The organism is Alteromonas sp. KUL42, from assembly GCF_006538325.1.
In the GTDB taxonomy this organism is placed as follows: domain Bacteria; phylum Pseudomonadota; class Gammaproteobacteria; order Enterobacterales; family Alteromonadaceae; genus Alteromonas.
On sequence record NZ_BJKK01000002.1, the window covers coordinates 179,445 to 195,642 of the forward strand.

The following is a 16,198-nucleotide window of genomic DNA, read 5'->3' on the forward strand; positions in this document are numbered from 1 at the left end:
ACACAAGACCCTTTGAAGCGTACAACAATAAAATGACATCGAAATGACAATAATCAATACTCAAGGACTTAAATATTTCCTTGCTCATCTAGCCAAACCAAGCTGTCGTAATAGCGGCGAATATTTTCGACATACTGAAGGGCTTCATCTCCACGTGCATAACCGTATTTAGTAGTACGATAATATTTCTTCTGGCGCAGTTGGGGCAAACGCCGTTTTACATCAACCCACAGATCAGGGCTGCCTCCTTGACGTTCGGTTAATACACGAGCGTCTTCTAAGTGGCCCATACCAATATTGTAAGCTGCCATGGCCATCCAGGTTCTGTCGGGCTCTCTGATTCGTGCGGGAATACGGCTAACTAAACTGGCGAAATAGCGTGAGCCACCTCGAATACTTTGCTCTGGGTCAGTTCTGTCATCTACGTTCCAGTCTCCGGCGGTATCCATTGTTAACATCATCAAGCCTCTAACGCCTGTGCGCGAAACTGCCTCAGGCTCCCAATGACTTTCTTGATAGCTCATGGCGGCTAATAGGCGCCAGTCAAGTTCGCCTGAATACTTTTGGAACAGCGATTTGTATTGGCTTAACGTTGTTTCAGCTGCATTGTTAAAAGCGCGGCTATCAACGTAATCAAATTGTCGAATGTGGCCAAAATATTTATCTTCAAGGGCGGTAAACCAGCCTGATTGATGCACGGTACCGAAATATTCTATTAAGGCGGCTTTTACAGAGTCGTCTTGTGAGCGCGGCAAAGCCCATGCTATGGGAATATCTTTTGATATTGTTAAGGCAACGGCTAAATTAGGAAAGCGGCGGCGTTGAAGTGCCAAGCGATTGCTGTCAGCAATGGTGAATGCAATGTCTCCGTTGGCTACCTGTTGTAATAACTCCTCAGAATCAGAATCTTCAGTGGTAATGAGCATGTTTGGATTTAACAATGATTCATCAGACAGTTTTTCATTGAGAATGTGTGCTTGGCTACTACCAGACACGGTTACGATGGGCTTTTCAAGTCCATTGAGCGAACGGGGTTTTGCTGTGCCCGCTTGAAATACAAGTTGTTGCGAAACGTGTTGATATGCAGGGCCATAGTCGAACCTAGCGAGTAAGTCTGACGTTACCGCATCGCCGGTGGCTACCAAGTCTAAATTGCCTTCTTCAAGTTGTTGCAGTAACACCTCGTAACTGTAAAACGGATACAAGTCTAACGTCACGCCAAGATAGTCGGCGAAGCCTGCTAATAATTCATATTCAAAGCCTTGTGGGCCATCAGCCCCATTGTAGAAGGTTGCAGCGCCATAGAGTGTACCCACGCGAATAGATTCCCGCTCAAATAACGTTGACAGTGATGTGGTAAATGATGGTACACCGCAGCTCAATGTTAGAAGAGATAATATGATTATTATTGGCTTTTTTAATCGTTTTTTATAACCGTTTGACTGCATAGACCTTGTCTTATTGTTATTAATCCGTCTAAGTTTAAAAAAACTTCATGTTAGTGCGTAATGAGGTTACCAAGCGTGCATAATTCCTCTATAATCCGCGCCGAAATACTCATCAATCCCAGAGGCAACGCGTCGCATTATTGGTGGTCGTTGTTTCTAACAAACCAGGTAAAGCAATATGTTGGTCCTTCGAGGCGCTCCCGCACTATCAGAGTTTAACCAAACTAAACTGATTGCAAAGCTGGGTCAATCCGGCGTTAAGGTTAAAAACCTATATAGCGAATATGTTCACTTAGTCGACTCCACAGGTGACTTGTCTAAGCAGCAAATAGAAATATTGGAAAAGCTGCTCACTTACGGCCCCGCGAGGCAAGCACAAACACCTTCTGGAACCCTCTTCCTCATAACACCTCGCCCCGGCACCATTTCCCCCTGGTCTTCTAAAGCTACCGATATCGCCCATAACTGCAGTCTTCAAAATATTAATAGAATTGAACGCGGTTGCGCATTCTATATTGAAACCGAAGAAGCATTAGATGAAGAAAATTATTCCCTAATTGCCAGCTTCTTCCACGACAGAATGACGGAGTCAGTATTCACAAATACACAAGATGCCGCCATTCTTTTTGCCCATACAGAAGCAAATACATTTACTTCCGTAGATGTTATTGGCGATGGGAAAGATGCATTGGTTAACGCCAATGTCTCATTGGGACTAGCATTAGCGGATGATGAGATTGATTATTTATTTGATAGCTTTACCAAATTGGGTAGAAACCCTACTGATGTAGAACTATATATGTTCGCACAGGCGAACTCTGAGCATTGTCGCCACAAAATCTTCAATGCCAGTTGGACCATCGACGGTGAAGCGCAAGAAAAGTCACTGTTTAAGATGATCAAAAATACCTTTGAGTTGCTACCTGATCACGTTTATTCAGCCTATAAGGATAATGCTGCGGTTATGGAAGGGTGGCAGGCGGGTCGTTTCTTCCCAAATCCTCAGACACACCAGTATGAATACCATCATGAAAATATTGATATTTTGATGAAGGTTGAAACGCACAATCACCCAACAGCAATTTCACCATTCCCTGGCGCTGCAACCGGTTCTGGCGGTGAAATTCGCGACGAAGGTGCGACAGGCCGTGGCTCTAAGCCTAAAGCGGGTTTGGTTGGTTTTACCGTTTCGAATTTATGTATCCCAGGTGCAGAACAGCCATGGGAAACTCAATATGGTAAACCACAGCGTATCGTGAGTGCGCTAGACATTATGATTGAAGGTCCACTAGGTGGTGCAGCGTTCAATAACGAGTTTGGTCGTCCCAATTTGCTAGGTTATTTCCGCACTTACGAGCAAGAAGTTAATAGCTTCAATGGTGTTGAGGTACGCGGGTATCACAAACCCATTATGTTGGCTGGAGGTTTGGGTAATATTCGTCGAGAACACATCGAAAAAGGCGAAATTACCGTTGGTGCCAAATTAATCGTACTGGGTGGGCCTGCAATGAATATCGGCCTAGGTGGCGGTGCAGCATCGTCAATGGCATCAGGCCAATCTAATGAAGATTTAGATTTCGCCTCTGTACAGCGTGACAACCCAGAAATGGAGCGTCGCTGTCAAGAGGTGATAGATGCATGTTGGCAACTAGGTGAAAACAACCCAATTCAGTTCATTCACGATGTGGGCGCAGGTGGTCTTTCTAACGCGTTACCTGAACTAGTGAATGATGGTGGCCGTGGCGGTAATTTTGAACTGCGTAATGTGTTGTCTGACGAACCTGGTATGACACCACTTGAGTTGTGGTGTAATGAATCACAAGAGCGCTACGTGTTATCCGTTGCGCCAGAAAACCTACCGATTTTTGAAGCTATTTGTGCCCGTGAACGTGCGCCATTTGCGGTTGTAGGTGAAGCGACAGCAGAGCAACACCTTAACTTGAATGATACGCAGTTTGATAACAAGCCTATCGACATGCCACTTGATGTACTGTTAGGTAAACCACCTAAAATGCACCGCGATGTGAGCTCAGCTAAAGTGAACTCACCAGCGTTAGATGATAGTGGAATTACGCTAGATGAAGCGGCAAACCGTATTCTTTCTTTACCGACGGTAGCAGAGAAAACATTCCTAATCACAATTGGCGATCGTTCTGTTACTGGTCTTGTGAGCCGCGATCAAATGGTTGGCCCCTGGCAAGTACCAGTAGCCGATGTTGCGGTAACTGCTACCGCATTTGATACCTATCATGGTGAAGCCATGTCTATGGGCGAGCGCACACCGGTTGCGCTATTGTCACACGGTGCGTCAGCGCGTTTGGCGGTGGGTGAAGCATTAACAAACATTGCTGCTGCAAACATCGGTGATATTAAACGCATTAAGTTATCTGCCAACTGGATGGCCGCGGCAGGTCACCCAGGTGAAGATGCGGGTCTTTACGAAGCGGTTAAAGCTGTTGGTGAAGAGCTATGCCCTGAACTAGGCTTAACCATTCCAGTGGGCAAAGACTCTATGTCGATGAAGACCGCATGGGAAGAAAATGGCGAAAACAAAGCAGTAACCTCGCCATTGTCGTTGGTTATCTCGGCATTTGGTGCAGTGAAAGACATTCGCAAAACAGTGACGCCGCAACTTCGTACCGACAAGGGCGAGAGCCGTTTATTGCTAATCGATTTGGGTGAAGGACAAAACCGTCTGGGTGCAAGCTGCTTGGCGCAAGTTTACACACAACTTGGTGATAGCCCAGCAGATGTGGTATCCGCAAAGCGCTTAAAAGGCTTTTATGACGCCATGCAAGCATTGATTGAAAAGGGACTCGTTAAGGCATATCACGACCGTTCAGATGGTGGTCTATTTACAACGGTAGCTGAAATGGCATTTGCCGGTAAAACCGGCGTCAGTATCAACCTTGACGCGTTAAACGGTAGCGACATCGCTGTGCTCTTTAACGAAGAGCTTGGCGGTGTAATCCAAGTACTCGAAAGCGATATTGCTGCGGTTGACGAGGTACTCGCTCAGTTTAATTTAGGTGATATTACGCATGACATTGGTACGTTAAATTCATCAGATATGATCGAGTTTAACCGCAGTGGCGCGACAATACTTACAGACAGTCGCGTTGCCATGCGTACCACGTGGGCACAAACTACCTTTGAAATGCAGAAGCTTCGAGACAATCCGACATGTGCTGAACAAGAGCACGTAGCGAAGCAAGACGCGGCAGACCCAGGTTTGCATGTTGCGCTTAGCTATGACGTTAACGAAGACATTGCCGCGCCTTATATTGCTAAGGGTGTTAAACCTAAGGTGGCTATTTTGAGAGAACAGGGTGTTAACTCGCATCTTGAAATGGCAGCAGCTTTCACACGTGCTGGCTTCGACGCAATTGATGTGCACATGAGTGATGTGTTAGCTGGGCGTGTAACCCTAGAACAATTCGCAGGTCTTGCCGCTTGTGGTGGTTTCTCTTACGGTGACGTGCTTGGCGCTGGTGAAGGGTGGGCAAAGTCAATTTTGTTTAACAGCATGGCGCGTGACCAATTTGAAGGCTTCTTTAAACGTGAAGACACCTTTAGCTTAGGTGTATGTAACGGTTGTCAGATGCTGTCTAACCTTAAATCACTTATTCCTGGAACAGAGCACTGGCCACACTTTGTGACAAACCAGTCAGCGCGTTTTGAAGCTCGTGTTGCTATGGTAGAAGTGATGGAGTCTAAATCGGTCCTCCTTGATGGTATGGCGGGCTCTCGTATGCCGATTGCGGTGTCGCATGGTGAAGGCCAAGCAGAGTTTACAAATGAAAATGCGCTAGCAAATGTAGGTGCACAGGTTGCCATGCGTTATGTTGATAACTACGGTAAGCCTACAATGCAATATCCAGCGAATCCAAATGGTTCGCCTCAAGGTATCACAGGTTTAACCTCTGCTGATGGTCGAAGCACTATTATGATGCCTCACCCAGAACGCGTGTTCAGAGCGGTTGCAAACTCATGGCGCCCCGATGATTGGCAAGAAGATGGTGCATGGATGAGAATATTTAGAAATGCCCGTAAATTTGTTGGTTAAGTAAAACTAAGTAAGCGGCATTTTTTGAAAATTACTGATAGAATTCTATTTGAAATTTAAAATAAAAAGCCGCTTGTTTATTGTACATTTCGCTTTTTTGCGTCAAACCTTTGGCTAAGCGTCAAAAATCTGATTTTGGGGCTTGTCATCAGACTGTCACTGATCTATTGTAGTGCATGCAGGGAACGCGACTTGGTAAATGGAATTGAGTTGGGGCTGTGCCAGCGAAGTGCATTTTATGCTGGTTATTAAATAATAAGAGACGACCAATGAATCGTTCCTCAAAAGGGTTTGGCTTAACCGGAGTTGCTGTAGCTGTCGTACTGATGTTTGTAACTGCTGTGTTTAGCACTTCAGCGAAATCTACTGAAGTTGAATCAATACAAAGCGTGCAGTCTTCAGGTAAGTAGTCATAAAAACCTGAAAGTGAAATTCTAACGCCCGTATCAAGTTGCTTGATACGGGCGTTAATCATTCTAAAGCATTAAAAAATACAAGGCCTTTGATTGCCTTTATCAAAGCTTTCTTCTAGTTCTTTCCCTAATAAAAACGTTTGGTTTACTTTTTCTGCTTAACCTACCGTTTTCGATTGTTTTCTCGATTGATAAGCTTTTGCTGTGGATGTTTTTTCAGTAATACATAGGTTGAACCGAAACCGCCGTGCATTGGCTGCGCAGTATGAAATGCAATAACTTCTTCTAGCTCCCGCAACCAGTGGTTCACGTAGCTTTTCTTTAAAGCCGGAAAGGGCTTACTTTGCTCTCCGGTACCGTGTTTTATCAACAGCGCTCTGACACCGCGTGCATGGCTCGAAATAATAGTTGAGTAAAGTGAATCTCGGCTTTGTTCTATCGTTTTTCCTGCTAAGGAAAGCGTGACTTCCAAAGGATATTTCCCCAATCGCAGCTTTTTAAATACACCGTCTTGGATCCCTGGCTGTTGAAAATGAATGAAATCATCACAAGGAACGGGCTTTACACCTTCTAGGCTTAAAGGGTTCTTAAGCGTTTCTCGTATACTCTTTTGTTTCGACGCTATTTTCTGTTTTTCAGCGAGTGCTTTTTCGGGATCGTGCAGCAGTGCTTTATCGCCGGATGTCATTGGTTTTACATCCTTCATTTCGGAAAAAAACGTATCGAGATCGTCGCTGTTTAATTGGCTCATGTTATTTTCTCTTATCGGTAAACTGCGTCGAGGCATGAAACTGTGGGAAAGCGTTAAGCATACCTTTTTATACCCTGAATAGAGATGTGGGGATTAATTTAGAAAAATCACCACATATCTAAAATGGATCTTTGCATTGTTAATCTCCTTCTTGGGCAGTTGTTCGTTTGCACTCTCACTTACAACATCTATGTTTGGGTGAAAGCTATGAACAAAGGTTTGATTTTTTATGGGCAGTTCGCAGGCTATTCGACAAGAAAAAGCCGAAGCCAAATTGACCAGAGAAGAGTGAATAAATCTAAGGTTATTGTGGTTGAAGACAGTCAAATAGACTTTCAAATTATTAATAAAATTCTTTCTCCCACCTGTAATGTCGTGGGGGTTTAGTGACGCAGAAGGGGCATCAAAAGAAGAGATGGAGTAAATGTCGTAACTAATTTGAAAATGGCGTCCCCACCGCGACTCGAACGCAGATCTAAAGCTTAGGAGGCTCTTGTTTTATCCGGTTAAACTATGGGGACAGAAGTCGTAATTATACGTAAATTATTAGTTCTGTTAACCCCAAGTTTTATAAAGTAATTCTGTACTGTTAGCCGTAGACTTTTTCTATTGCTATTTTTTCACGACAAAATCATTTTCTTGGACGTTCGCCACCACTCCCGCTTGCTTACTCACTAAGGTTGAAGAGTTCCCGTAGGCACTACTCACGACAAAGGTACCGGGGTAAATCGAATACTGCAGGTATTTACGCCCGCGATTATCAATGACTTCTTTCGCTTGGTACAGAAACAATTCATCGTTATCTTCTATTCCATTGTCCCTACCTAATGAGACCGATATATTGTTCCCCGCCACATGAATAACACGACCCGTAATAGGCTGACACGCTGTTGCCTCTTTTATATCTTGCACCGCTTCTTCAATAGATGCCTGTAAAGCATTGCCGTAGCGTGAACGCCAAAATTGGCTTGAAAATTCATCGACAGATTCGAACCGATCAAATGTCCAATCAGCCGCAGTGTTGTATGTTTTTGTGAACAGTAAACCACCGTTGATACCGTCGTATACGCGAACTGTCATACTAAAAGCGCGGCGTCTAGAATCACTTCGCCAAGGGGTAAAAAGTGAGGCCTTTTCTGTTTCAATACTCAAATCGTCAATAGCCCCTATGATAACAAACTGCGTGTTACTCTGAGCCGAAAGACTACGCACATTTTCTTCGGTAAATTGACTTGGGAATCTGGCTGTATGGGGAACAACATGTGTAATACGTAAGTTTTCAGTGGTGTTTTGCATTGTGTGAGCAAGTCGCTGAGTAAAGGCTTCGTCAAAATCTGATATATTGCCTTCTCTAAGCTGCTGGCGGTTGCGCACTAAGAAGTGTGTCGTTGAGAAATGCTTTTCGTCGTCTTGCGCTTTGCACACTTTCGCTTTTGGAAAGATATCAGCTCGTACGCTCACAGTAACAATATTACCACTGTAAATTTCATCTATGAGTTCAAGACTTTCCACTTCTCCCGTAGAACGGATGGTCATTTCTTCATTTTCTAACAAGCCGTTAGTAAGACGATGCACGCTGTGTACAGATGCGCCAGCAAATAACATTGCTTGTTTTAGCGCTTCCTGTGTTGCAGCACGCTTTGCTGTTTCTTTGTCGCCATCAACAATAACTGCCTGTCCCTTGGCTTCGTACCAAGCAGCATCGGCTTGCCTTGGGACCAAACTAGTCAATAAAACAACGATTGTAGTAAGCAAGAGTGTTATTAATATAGTTTGACTTACATATCTCACAGTACACCTCAAAACTCGAAAAATAGAGGCAAAAATCCTCAAGCGTCAAAAAAACGTAACTACATTAATCTTCAACATAGCTTATGTAACGCTTTGAAATTATTGGTCGCGCTTTCAAAATTTACGCTATGCGATAAGCGTTTGTTGATAGTGCTACGACTACTGCATGAGAGTATGCGAGAAAGATGCCAATAATAAATGATGGCCTTTTGTGCAGCGTTTGCAATGAAGCTTGGCGAATGGGCCTATATCTTGCTAACTCAGTTTATAAAATACATTGTCACTAACAGAGTGACAGTTTTACGACGTATGTGTGTATCGACTGTATATGCGTAAGTACGGTGAACAATGGGAAATTAGCTCATGTTATTTACTGCGAACAATAAATGCATCGTGGCCGTTAAAGCTGCATTTTTAGGGGTTGTCTTTGCCATAGGAGGCTGCGGTGTAATCGACAAACATGTTGAGTGGGAAACTATCGAACCGCAGAGTTACCCTGTTTTGACGGCTGTTGGCTATGCGCCTATTGCATCTCAGCGCGGTGATAGTGAAAGTGTAAAGTTGATCATGGCAATGAAAGCGTCCAAGCTAGATGCGTATCGCGAACTGGCTGAACAGGTTTATGGTCAAAAACTAGAAGGCAATCAGTCGTTGTCGAGTTTAGTCGTAGAGAGTGAAACATTGCACGCTTCAGTTGAAGGTATTATTCGTGGCGCTGAAGTGGTTAAAGCTTATCCCGTTGGAGATGATACCTATGTAACTGAGTTATCTCTTGATATGCAGCAAGTCTACAACCTTTATTTAACCACTGCGAAACCACGCAGGGTAAAAGATGTGAAATATTACTAAGTGATAAATAGGCACGGGGTAGATTGACTCGGTGCTCACTCAGTGGAATGCAGACTAAACTAAAACGTTAGGCGCTTATGCCAGACCCTAGCGTGCCACCTTTGGGTTTTCCCTTCTTGTCGTAAGTGAGCGATTCTTTCGCGCGTACTTCCATCATCAAATTCCGCAAATGTGTGAGGCGTAGCTGTCCTTGCTCTACGGCTTTTTGATTTATTTGAGTACGGTATTTACAGTCTTCTAATAGCGATTTTGCTTTTTCTACAAGCGCTTCATCTTCGACGCTTAACGCATCTGATGCATTGATCATGCGCTCGGTTTCACTATCGAGTTGTTGAATAGACTCGAGTAATGACGCTTTTTCGTCTAGTAGGTTCATTAACGTTTCAGGTTCACGAGAACTAATAAGCTGTAATTCTTTCTCTAGCAACACCACCAAGGTAGAAAGCTGTTCTACTTGAGTGGTTAGTGCTTGTGTCAAATTACTCTCTTGTTCAGTCACGCGGTTATTTTCTCCTGTTGCTAATTCGCGATTATTTGCTACTGAAGATTTCAGACTCAAGTTTCGCAATCTTGTTGGCGAGAACTTCGGGGTTTACACGATATTCACCACTTTGAATTGCTTTTTTCAATCGGTCAACTTTTTCCTGATTAACAGGCGCTTCAGATCCTTTTTTCTGCACTTGATTCAATTGTTGCGCAGATTGCGTTAAAGACACTGAGTCTTGACGCGGTGCAGGTGCAGTTGACGCAGCTTGCGCAGACGCTTGTTGTGGAGATTGTTGCGTCTGATTTTGCTGAGCAACTTTTCCATTATCAACGGGAGTTTTTGGTAACCCGTTGTTTATATTGTTAATTGCCATAATAGTTCCTCACTACCTCTTTGCCTCTGTACAATATATCGGCCTGTAGCCATTTTTCTTTAGACTTTTTATGTACAAAAGCGGTAGATTTTCACTGCCTCGGTTACAAGTGTATCACGACTTCCTCAGGACTGGCGACTCTTGCTATCACAGCCTTTTGGCTGCTGGCATTTATAACCTTTATATTGTCTCCAACAACGCCGTCTTGCTGTGCAATTCCAGCGGTTTTGACTTCCATTCCAGAAATCTCTGCAGTGATCGTTATTCTATCTCCTTTACACACAAAGCATAGCATATTTGCCTGAATTGCTTGCCCATCAGTAATTCTGCGTTTCATACGAGCACCAACTAAATCGCTAATATCTGTAAATGCCGTATAGCGCAGTCTGCGAACATCGACTTTTGCCAAAGTTAAATTGGTTGATGTTAATACAGTACCAGGGCTTATAGCGCCTTGCGTAACAACAATTTCCTTAGTGCGGGTAACTTGACCACTGGTGAATAAATACCAATCATTGTCGCCACAGCTCACGCGAACTGAAATATATGACTGGCTTAGTGCCTCATCAGACACATTGTATTGAAAACCCGTTGGACACTCTGGAATGTTGATGCGCTCATCTATTGCGACGACTTCAACATCAATGTCTGTGTTGTCATTGGCAACAGCAAGCTGAGAAAGTAGAAATTGTTTTGCACCTTGTTCAACCTTCTCATGTACACTTTGTGCTGCAAGGCTGGCAAATGCTGCTGAACTGAGTGCCATATAGGCAATGCACTTGGCCAAAGCTTTGCGAATTGTAAAATTTCTCTTTTTCATCATGACTTTTCGTGTTCAGTTTGTGAGTTATTGTCTATGCTTAACAATCTAAAAGCAGGAAAGGTGTTGAAAATTACCTTCGTTTGACCGATAAGTGATAGTAAGCGTCATTTTTCTGTCGTTTGACCTGCAAAAATTTAGTGATATTGTCTATCTTAACTATATAGAGGCAATGATCATGCCCAGTATTACTTAGAGGTGAACTATGTCGGGGATTTTGGATTCGGTTAACCAGCGCACACAGCTTGTTGGACAGAATCGTTTAGAGTTGTTGCTATTTAGACTGAACGGCCGTCAGCGTTTTGGAATAAACGTGTTTAAGGTGCGCGAAGTACTTCAGTGCCCACCTCTAACGGCGATGCCAAAACTCAACCCATTGGTACGCGGAGTGGCACATATTCGCGGCCAAACCATTTCGGTTATCGACTTGAGCATGGCGACTGGTGGAAGACGAATTGAAGACCTTTCTACTGCTTTTATTGTCATTGCTGAGTACAACCGTTCAGTTCAGGGTTTTTTAGTCGGTGCAGTTGAGCGAATTATCAATACTAACTGGGATGCTATCATGCCTCCGCCAGAGGGGACCGGTCGAGCGAGTTATCTCACGGCTGTAACTGAAGTTGAAAATGAGCTTATTGAAATACTGGACGTTGAGAAGATTCTAAATGAGATCTCTCCACTTAATGCGGAAGTAAGTTCTGATGTGGCAGAGAATCTAACTACAGAAGGTCAGGAAAACAAGATCATATTTATTGCGGACGATTCTGCTGTTGCTCGCAACCAAGTAAAGAAAGCATTAACCTCTCTTGGATTGGAAATAGAGCTAGCCAAAAACGGTTTGGAAGCATTGAATCGTCTCAAAGCCATTGCTGAAGAATACGGTGATGTTACCAACCGTGTTGGTGTTTTAGTTTCGGACATCGAAATGCCTGAAATGGATGGTTACACGTTGACCGCAGAGATAAAAAACACGCCTGAATTGCAAAAGCTGCATGTCGTTTTACATACGTCTTTAAGTGGTGTATTCAACCAAGCAATGGTGCAAAAAGTGGGAGCTGACGATTTTATTGCTAAATTCCATCCCGATGAGCTTGCCACAGCTGTACAAAAATGGCTAATGACAGAGTGCGAATAACGGAGCAATACAGGATTGGCTAATAAAGATGTTTCGCCCGAGAGTTACCTGAAATTTAGAGAGTTTCTCGAAAAACAGTGCGGGATAGTGCTTGGTGACAATAAACAGTATTTGGTGCGTAGTCGTCTTGCATCTCTATTGTACAAACATAAATACGATTCTGCCGATGAACTAATAGATGTTGTTGTCCGTGGCTTTGATAGAAATTTATTGCAGGGGGTCATTGATGCAATGACCACCAACGAAACGCTATGGTTTCGCGATAATTATCCGTTCGATTTATTGGTTAAGGATTTACTACCAAAATTTGCTGCTAAGAATCAACGGATACGCATCTGGAGTGCGGCGTGTTCTTCTGGACAAGAGCCGTATTCAATTGCAATGTCAGTTCTTGAGTTCCAACGACAACGACCCGGTGCTCTAAGAGCAGGAGTAGAAATAGTCGCTACTGATCTATCGTCTGAAATGTTGAATCGTTGTGAGCAAGGGGTTTACGATGAGCTCTCTCTTGCAAGGGGGTTATCTCCACAGCGCAGGGAAATGTTTTTTCAAGCTCATGAGACTGGTCTGTTACAGGTTAAGCCTGAAGTTCGGCGTATGGTGACGTTTAGAAGTTTGAATTTGTTATCAAGTTATGCCGCTTTAGGTCGCTTTGACATTGTATTTTGCCGCAATGTTCTTATTTATTTTTCAGCCCAGGTCAAGCAGCGCATACTGCAACAAATTGCCGGACAGCTGCAAGCAGATGGTGTACTGTTTCTTGGCGCATCAGAGTCAATTAGTGCTGCTGGGGATATCTATAGCATGGTCAAGTGTCACCCTGGCCTTTATTACCAAAAAAATAACTGCATTTACGGGTTTGATTAATAAAGATTTTTTGATTAATTGAGCCCGCCTCTCTTTCATAGTTCCTCCGTCAAAAATACATTCTGGCACTCGCTTTGCTAAAACTCTATACAAGAACCTTTGTTTTATGGCTTCCATGAATAAAGGCGATCTCTGTAAACGAAGTTGTAGAGTTAAGCGAGGGGCTGGAAATGGCAGTGAGTTTAGACAAATTGGTTGGGTTCCACGAATCTGCACTGAGTATCCGTACTGAGCGTATGGAGGTTATTTCGGGCAACCTAGCAAATGCCAATACCCCTGGCTACAAAGCAAAAGATATTGATTTTAATAAAGCTATGCAGTCAGCACTGCGAGAATCTGCTGGTGGGGTAAGTACCCGTTCGTCAGGTGGATTAGTGAGGACAAATGATCGCCATATTAGCGGCAATTCTACGTCAGTTGCGGCAAATTTTGACATGCAATATCGAATACCTACACAGCCTGACACCGGTGATGGTAACACAGTCGAAGTGCAGGCAGAGAGAAATCGCTTCCTTGATAACGGCCTGCGTTATCAAGCGAGCCTTGAGTTCTTAAATGGAAAAATTAAAGGCATGAAGAAAGCACTGAGTTCAGGAGGGCAATAGTTATGAGCTTATTTAATGTAATGTCAATTTCAAGCACGGGTATGGAAGCAGAGAATATTCGCTTAAATACCACAGCAAGTAACATTGCTAATGCTAACTCAGTAAGCAGTAGCTATGACGAGACTTACCGAGCTCGCCACCCTGTTTTCGCCACAGCTTTACAAGATGCAATGCGCGACCAGTCAAAGGGTACAGGTGTACAGGTGAAAGGTATTGTTGAAAGTGATGCGCCACTGCAAGTGGAGTACGCACCAAACAATCCTATGGCTGACGAGAATGGTTACATCTACAAACCGAATGTGAACATTGTGGAAGAGATGGCAAACATGATGTCGGCATCTAAAGCGTATGAGACAAATGTACAAGTTGCCGATACAACGAAGAAAATTTTCAGACGTGTATTGCAGCTCGGTCAAGGGCAATAATCTGCCATTTGATTAAAGTGAGGATAAACCCGTGAATACTGTAAATAATACTGGCTTAAATACGGATTTGTATTGGCAAGAGGAAACCGTCAAGATTGCCGATGGTACAGAGCAACAGCTATCGCAAGAAGATTTCTTTGCGATGCTGACCGAACAGCTTGCTAATCAGGACCCAACTAAGCCGGTAGACAACGATCAAATGGTTGCCCAGATGACGTCATTTACAATGGCCGAGGGTATTTCTCAACTCAACGAGAAGTTTACTTCTTTCGCTGCATCAATGACATCTAATCAAGCACTACAAGCATCCAGTCTGATTGGGCAAGATGTTTTGGTTCAAGGCAACGTGGCTTTCATGGCGAACGAAGCCGATGGCATTTCTGGTGTGGTTATTAATGAAGAAACTGTTCAAAACATGACTATCACCATTCAAAACGAGTTGGGCGAAGTTGTTAAAACGATTGATGCGGGTACCCAAGCCGCCGGAAATATACAGTTCGAATGGGATGGATTGGATGAAAACGGTAACCCAGTTAAGGCAGGAAATTTCGGTATTACTGTTACTGGAGAAATAGGCGGTGAGGGCGTTCAGTTGCCTACAGCAGTGCACCGACATATAGGTAGCGTAAGTTTAGCCGGAAGCGGCCAAGGTATAATTTTAAATTTAGATGGTAATGTCAGTATTAGTCTTGATGACGTTATCCAAATAGGTAGTTAGCAGGAGAAAAGCATGTCTTTTAATATTGCACTAAGTGGCGTTGCTGCCGCACAAAAAGATTTAGATGTAACCGCCAATAACATTGCAAACGTTAATACGGTTGGATTTAAAGAATCACGCGCTGAGTTTGGTGACGTGTATGCCGCTTCCCTGCTAGCAGGAAGCAGAACAAAGGTGGGTGACGGTGTTTTGACGCAAGAAGTTGCGCAGCAGTTTCACCAAGGTAGTTTGCAGTTTACTAACAGCGCCTTGGACCTTGCCATCACAGGTACAGGTTACTTTGCATTAGCTTCAGATCTTAACTCGAATGATTACACGTATACCAGAGCAGGTCAGTTTAAACTAAACGACGATAACTTTATTGTTAACAGTAGCGGCGATCATTTAATGGGTTTCCCTGTTAATGACGATGGTACTAGTTCATCAACTGCGTTGAGTACCACTGAACCTACGCGAATTCCTGATTCATCAGGTTCGCCAAAACAAACGGAAAACGTTGATATCAAAATGAACCTTCCTGGTGGAGGAGAATACAAAACGGTAGCCAACTTCGACCCAACTGATCAAGACACCTATAATAACTCGACGTCTGTTACTGTGTATGATTCGTTAGGTGAAAGTCATGTAATGACGTATTACTTCGTTCGTGACGATGCGGATACAGTCAACAATCCCAACGATTGGCGCATGTTTGCAGCAGTGGATGGTACATTAGTAAATATTGATAGTGGTCAAACAGGTGGTCCAGTAACCAGTGCGCTATTACAGTTTAATTCGTCGGGTGATTTTATTGCGCAAAGTCCTGCTTCAATAGTGACTGAAGAATTAGGTTCAGGAGGGGCCAACGCCATTACCAATGGTTCTGACGGTACTCAAACTATTGCTATTAACTTCAACTTAAACCCTACTTCACAAACCTTAGATGAGCCTACACAGTATGCTTCTGGTTTTGAAGTGACGGCACTTGAGCAAGACGGTTTAGCGGTAGGGCGTTTGGTTGGTATTGATATTGATGCAGATGGCCTTATTCGAGCAAGCTTCTCTAATGGTACATCAGAGCCAATTTCTCGCGTTGCTTTAGTGAGGTTCTCAAACGATCAAGGCCTTACTCAAGTGAGCAATACGAAGTGGAAAGAGAGTATTGCATCAGGGGAAGCATTAGCGGGTGAGGCAACAACCGGTACTTTTGGTGAAATCAATTCATCAGCCCTTGAACAAGCTAACGTTAACTTAACCACAGAGCTTATCGATATGATCATTGCGCAGCGAAACTTCCAGGCAAACTCGCGAGCGCTAGAAGTAAACAACTCGCTTAACCAGACAATCTTGAATATCCGATAAGATTTTAACCGGCAATAAATAGACGTTTAAGCTAAACGTCTCTTCAATCTAGATAAAGGCCACATCAACGTGGCCTTTATTATTTTCAATAAATTCAGTTTGATAGATT

The 16,198-nt window shown here is 43.6% G+C and carries 16 protein-coding genes and 1 tRNA gene; 10 read left to right on the forward strand and 7 right to left on the reverse strand.

Features of this window, described 5'->3' with window-relative positions; genetic code table 11:
• Positions 1-68 precede the first annotated feature (68 nt).
• Positions 69-1,448 (reverse strand): membrane-bound lytic murein transglycosylase MltF, encoded by a 1,380-nt coding sequence (gene mltF / locus EYR97_RS03605; protein WP_131092465.1) that lies wholly within the window; start codon positions 1,446-1,448, stop codon positions 69-71.
• A gap of 178 nt (positions 1,449-1,626) precedes the next feature.
• Between mltF and purL the strand changes: the two genes are divergently transcribed.
• Both purL and EYR97_RS21825 read left to right on the forward strand, forming a co-directional pair.
• The gene (gene purL / locus EYR97_RS03610; protein WP_131092466.1) at positions 1,627-5,514 is read left to right on the forward strand and encodes a phosphoribosylformylglycinamidine synthase; all 3,888 of its coding nucleotides are present in this window, start codon (positions 1,627-1,629) and stop codon (positions 5,512-5,514) included.
• A gap of 269 nt (positions 5,515-5,783) precedes the next feature.
• Positions 5,784-5,924 (forward strand): hypothetical protein, encoded by a 141-nt coding sequence (locus tag EYR97_RS21825; RefSeq protein ID WP_165477969.1) that lies wholly within the window; start codon positions 5,784-5,786, stop codon positions 5,922-5,924.
• A 166-nt stretch (positions 5,925-6,090) separates the two neighbouring features.
• Here the strand turns inward: EYR97_RS21825 and smrA are convergent, their stop codons facing one another.
• Positions 6,091-6,678 (reverse strand): DNA endonuclease SmrA, encoded by a 588-nt coding sequence (gene smrA / locus EYR97_RS03615; RefSeq protein ID WP_131092467.1) that lies wholly within the window; start codon positions 6,676-6,678, stop codon positions 6,091-6,093.
• 207 nt (positions 6,679-6,885) lie between these two features.
• On the opposite strand from smrA, the gene EYR97_RS03620 reads away from it, so the two are divergent.
• The gene (locus tag EYR97_RS03620) at positions 6,886-7,065 is read left to right on the forward strand and encodes a hypothetical protein (protein WP_131092468.1); all 180 of its coding nucleotides are present in this window, start codon (positions 6,886-6,888) and stop codon (positions 7,063-7,065) included.
• 58 nt (positions 7,066-7,123) lie between these two features.
• Here EYR97_RS03620 and EYR97_RS03625 read toward each other — a convergent pair.
• Together EYR97_RS03625 and EYR97_RS03630 are read right to left on the reverse strand one after the other, a co-directional pair.
• Positions 7,124-7,199: transfer RNA gene (locus EYR97_RS03625), tRNA-Arg, on the reverse strand.
• Between the two features lie 91 nt (positions 7,200-7,290).
• Positions 7,291-8,409: a flagellar assembly protein T N-terminal domain-containing protein gene (locus tag EYR97_RS03630; RefSeq protein ID WP_242634886.1), complete on the reverse strand. Its 1,119-nt coding sequence runs from the start codon at positions 8,407-8,409 to the stop codon at positions 7,291-7,293.
• 423 nt (positions 8,410-8,832) lie between these two features.
• Here EYR97_RS03630 and EYR97_RS03635 point away from each other — a divergent pair, with 423 nt between their 5' ends.
• Positions 8,833-9,318 (forward strand): LPP20 family lipoprotein, encoded by a 486-nt coding sequence (locus EYR97_RS03635; RefSeq protein ID WP_131092470.1) that lies wholly within the window; start codon positions 8,833-8,835, stop codon positions 9,316-9,318.
• 67 nt (positions 9,319-9,385) lie between these two features.
• On the opposite strand, the gene flgN is transcribed toward EYR97_RS03635, so the two are convergent.
• The 3 genes from flgN to flgA all read right to left on the reverse strand — a co-directional run bounded on the left by flgN (position 9,386) and on the right by flgA (position 11,001).
• Entirely contained in the window at positions 9,386-9,817 is a 432-nt protein-coding gene (gene flgN / locus EYR97_RS03640) for a flagellar export chaperone FlgN (RefSeq protein ID WP_131092471.1), read from the reverse strand.
• A gap of 31 nt (positions 9,818-9,848) precedes the next feature.
• Complete coding sequence (flgM, locus tag EYR97_RS03645; protein WP_131092472.1) at positions 9,849-10,178, reverse strand: flagellar biosynthesis anti-sigma factor FlgM; 330 nt, start codon at positions 10,176-10,178, stop codon at positions 9,849-9,851.
• A 103-nt stretch (positions 10,179-10,281) separates the two neighbouring features.
• Entirely contained in the window at positions 10,282-11,001 is a 720-nt protein-coding gene (gene flgA, locus EYR97_RS03650) for a flagellar basal body P-ring formation chaperone FlgA (protein WP_242634887.1), read from the reverse strand.
• A 202-nt stretch (positions 11,002-11,203) separates the two neighbouring features.
• On the opposite strand from flgA, the gene EYR97_RS03655 reads away from it, so the two are divergent.
• The 6 genes from EYR97_RS03655 to flgE all read left to right on the forward strand — a co-directional run bounded on the left by EYR97_RS03655 (position 11,204) and on the right by flgE (position 16,089).
• The gene (locus tag EYR97_RS03655; protein ID WP_131092473.1) at positions 11,204-12,133 is read left to right on the forward strand and encodes a chemotaxis protein CheV; all 930 of its coding nucleotides are present in this window, start codon (positions 11,204-11,206) and stop codon (positions 12,131-12,133) included.
• Positions 12,134-12,148: 15 nt separating this feature from the next.
• Positions 12,149-13,000 carry a protein-glutamate O-methyltransferase CheR gene (locus EYR97_RS03660; protein ID WP_131092474.1) on the forward strand — a complete coding sequence of 284 codons (852 nt, stop codon included), beginning with the start codon at positions 12,149-12,151 and terminating at the stop codon, positions 12,998-13,000.
• Positions 13,001-13,170: 170 nt separating this feature from the next.
• The gene (flgB, locus tag EYR97_RS03665; RefSeq protein ID WP_131092475.1) at positions 13,171-13,605 is read left to right on the forward strand and encodes a flagellar basal body rod protein FlgB; all 435 of its coding nucleotides are present in this window, start codon (positions 13,171-13,173) and stop codon (positions 13,603-13,605) included.
• A 2-nt stretch (positions 13,606-13,607) separates the two neighbouring features.
• On the forward strand, positions 13,608-14,030 hold the full coding sequence (gene flgC / locus EYR97_RS03670; RefSeq protein WP_131092476.1) for a flagellar basal body rod protein FlgC: 423 nt from the start codon (positions 13,608-13,610) through the stop codon (positions 14,028-14,030).
• Positions 14,031-14,061: 31 nt separating this feature from the next.
• Positions 14,062-14,748: a flagellar hook assembly protein FlgD gene (locus EYR97_RS03675; protein WP_131092477.1), complete on the forward strand. Its 687-nt coding sequence runs from the start codon at positions 14,062-14,064 to the stop codon at positions 14,746-14,748.
• Positions 14,749-14,760: 12 nt separating this feature from the next.
• Complete coding sequence (gene flgE / locus EYR97_RS03680; protein ID WP_131092478.1) at positions 14,761-16,089, forward strand: flagellar hook protein FlgE; 1,329 nt, start codon at positions 14,761-14,763, stop codon at positions 16,087-16,089.
• Positions 16,090-16,198: the final 109 nt, after the last annotated feature.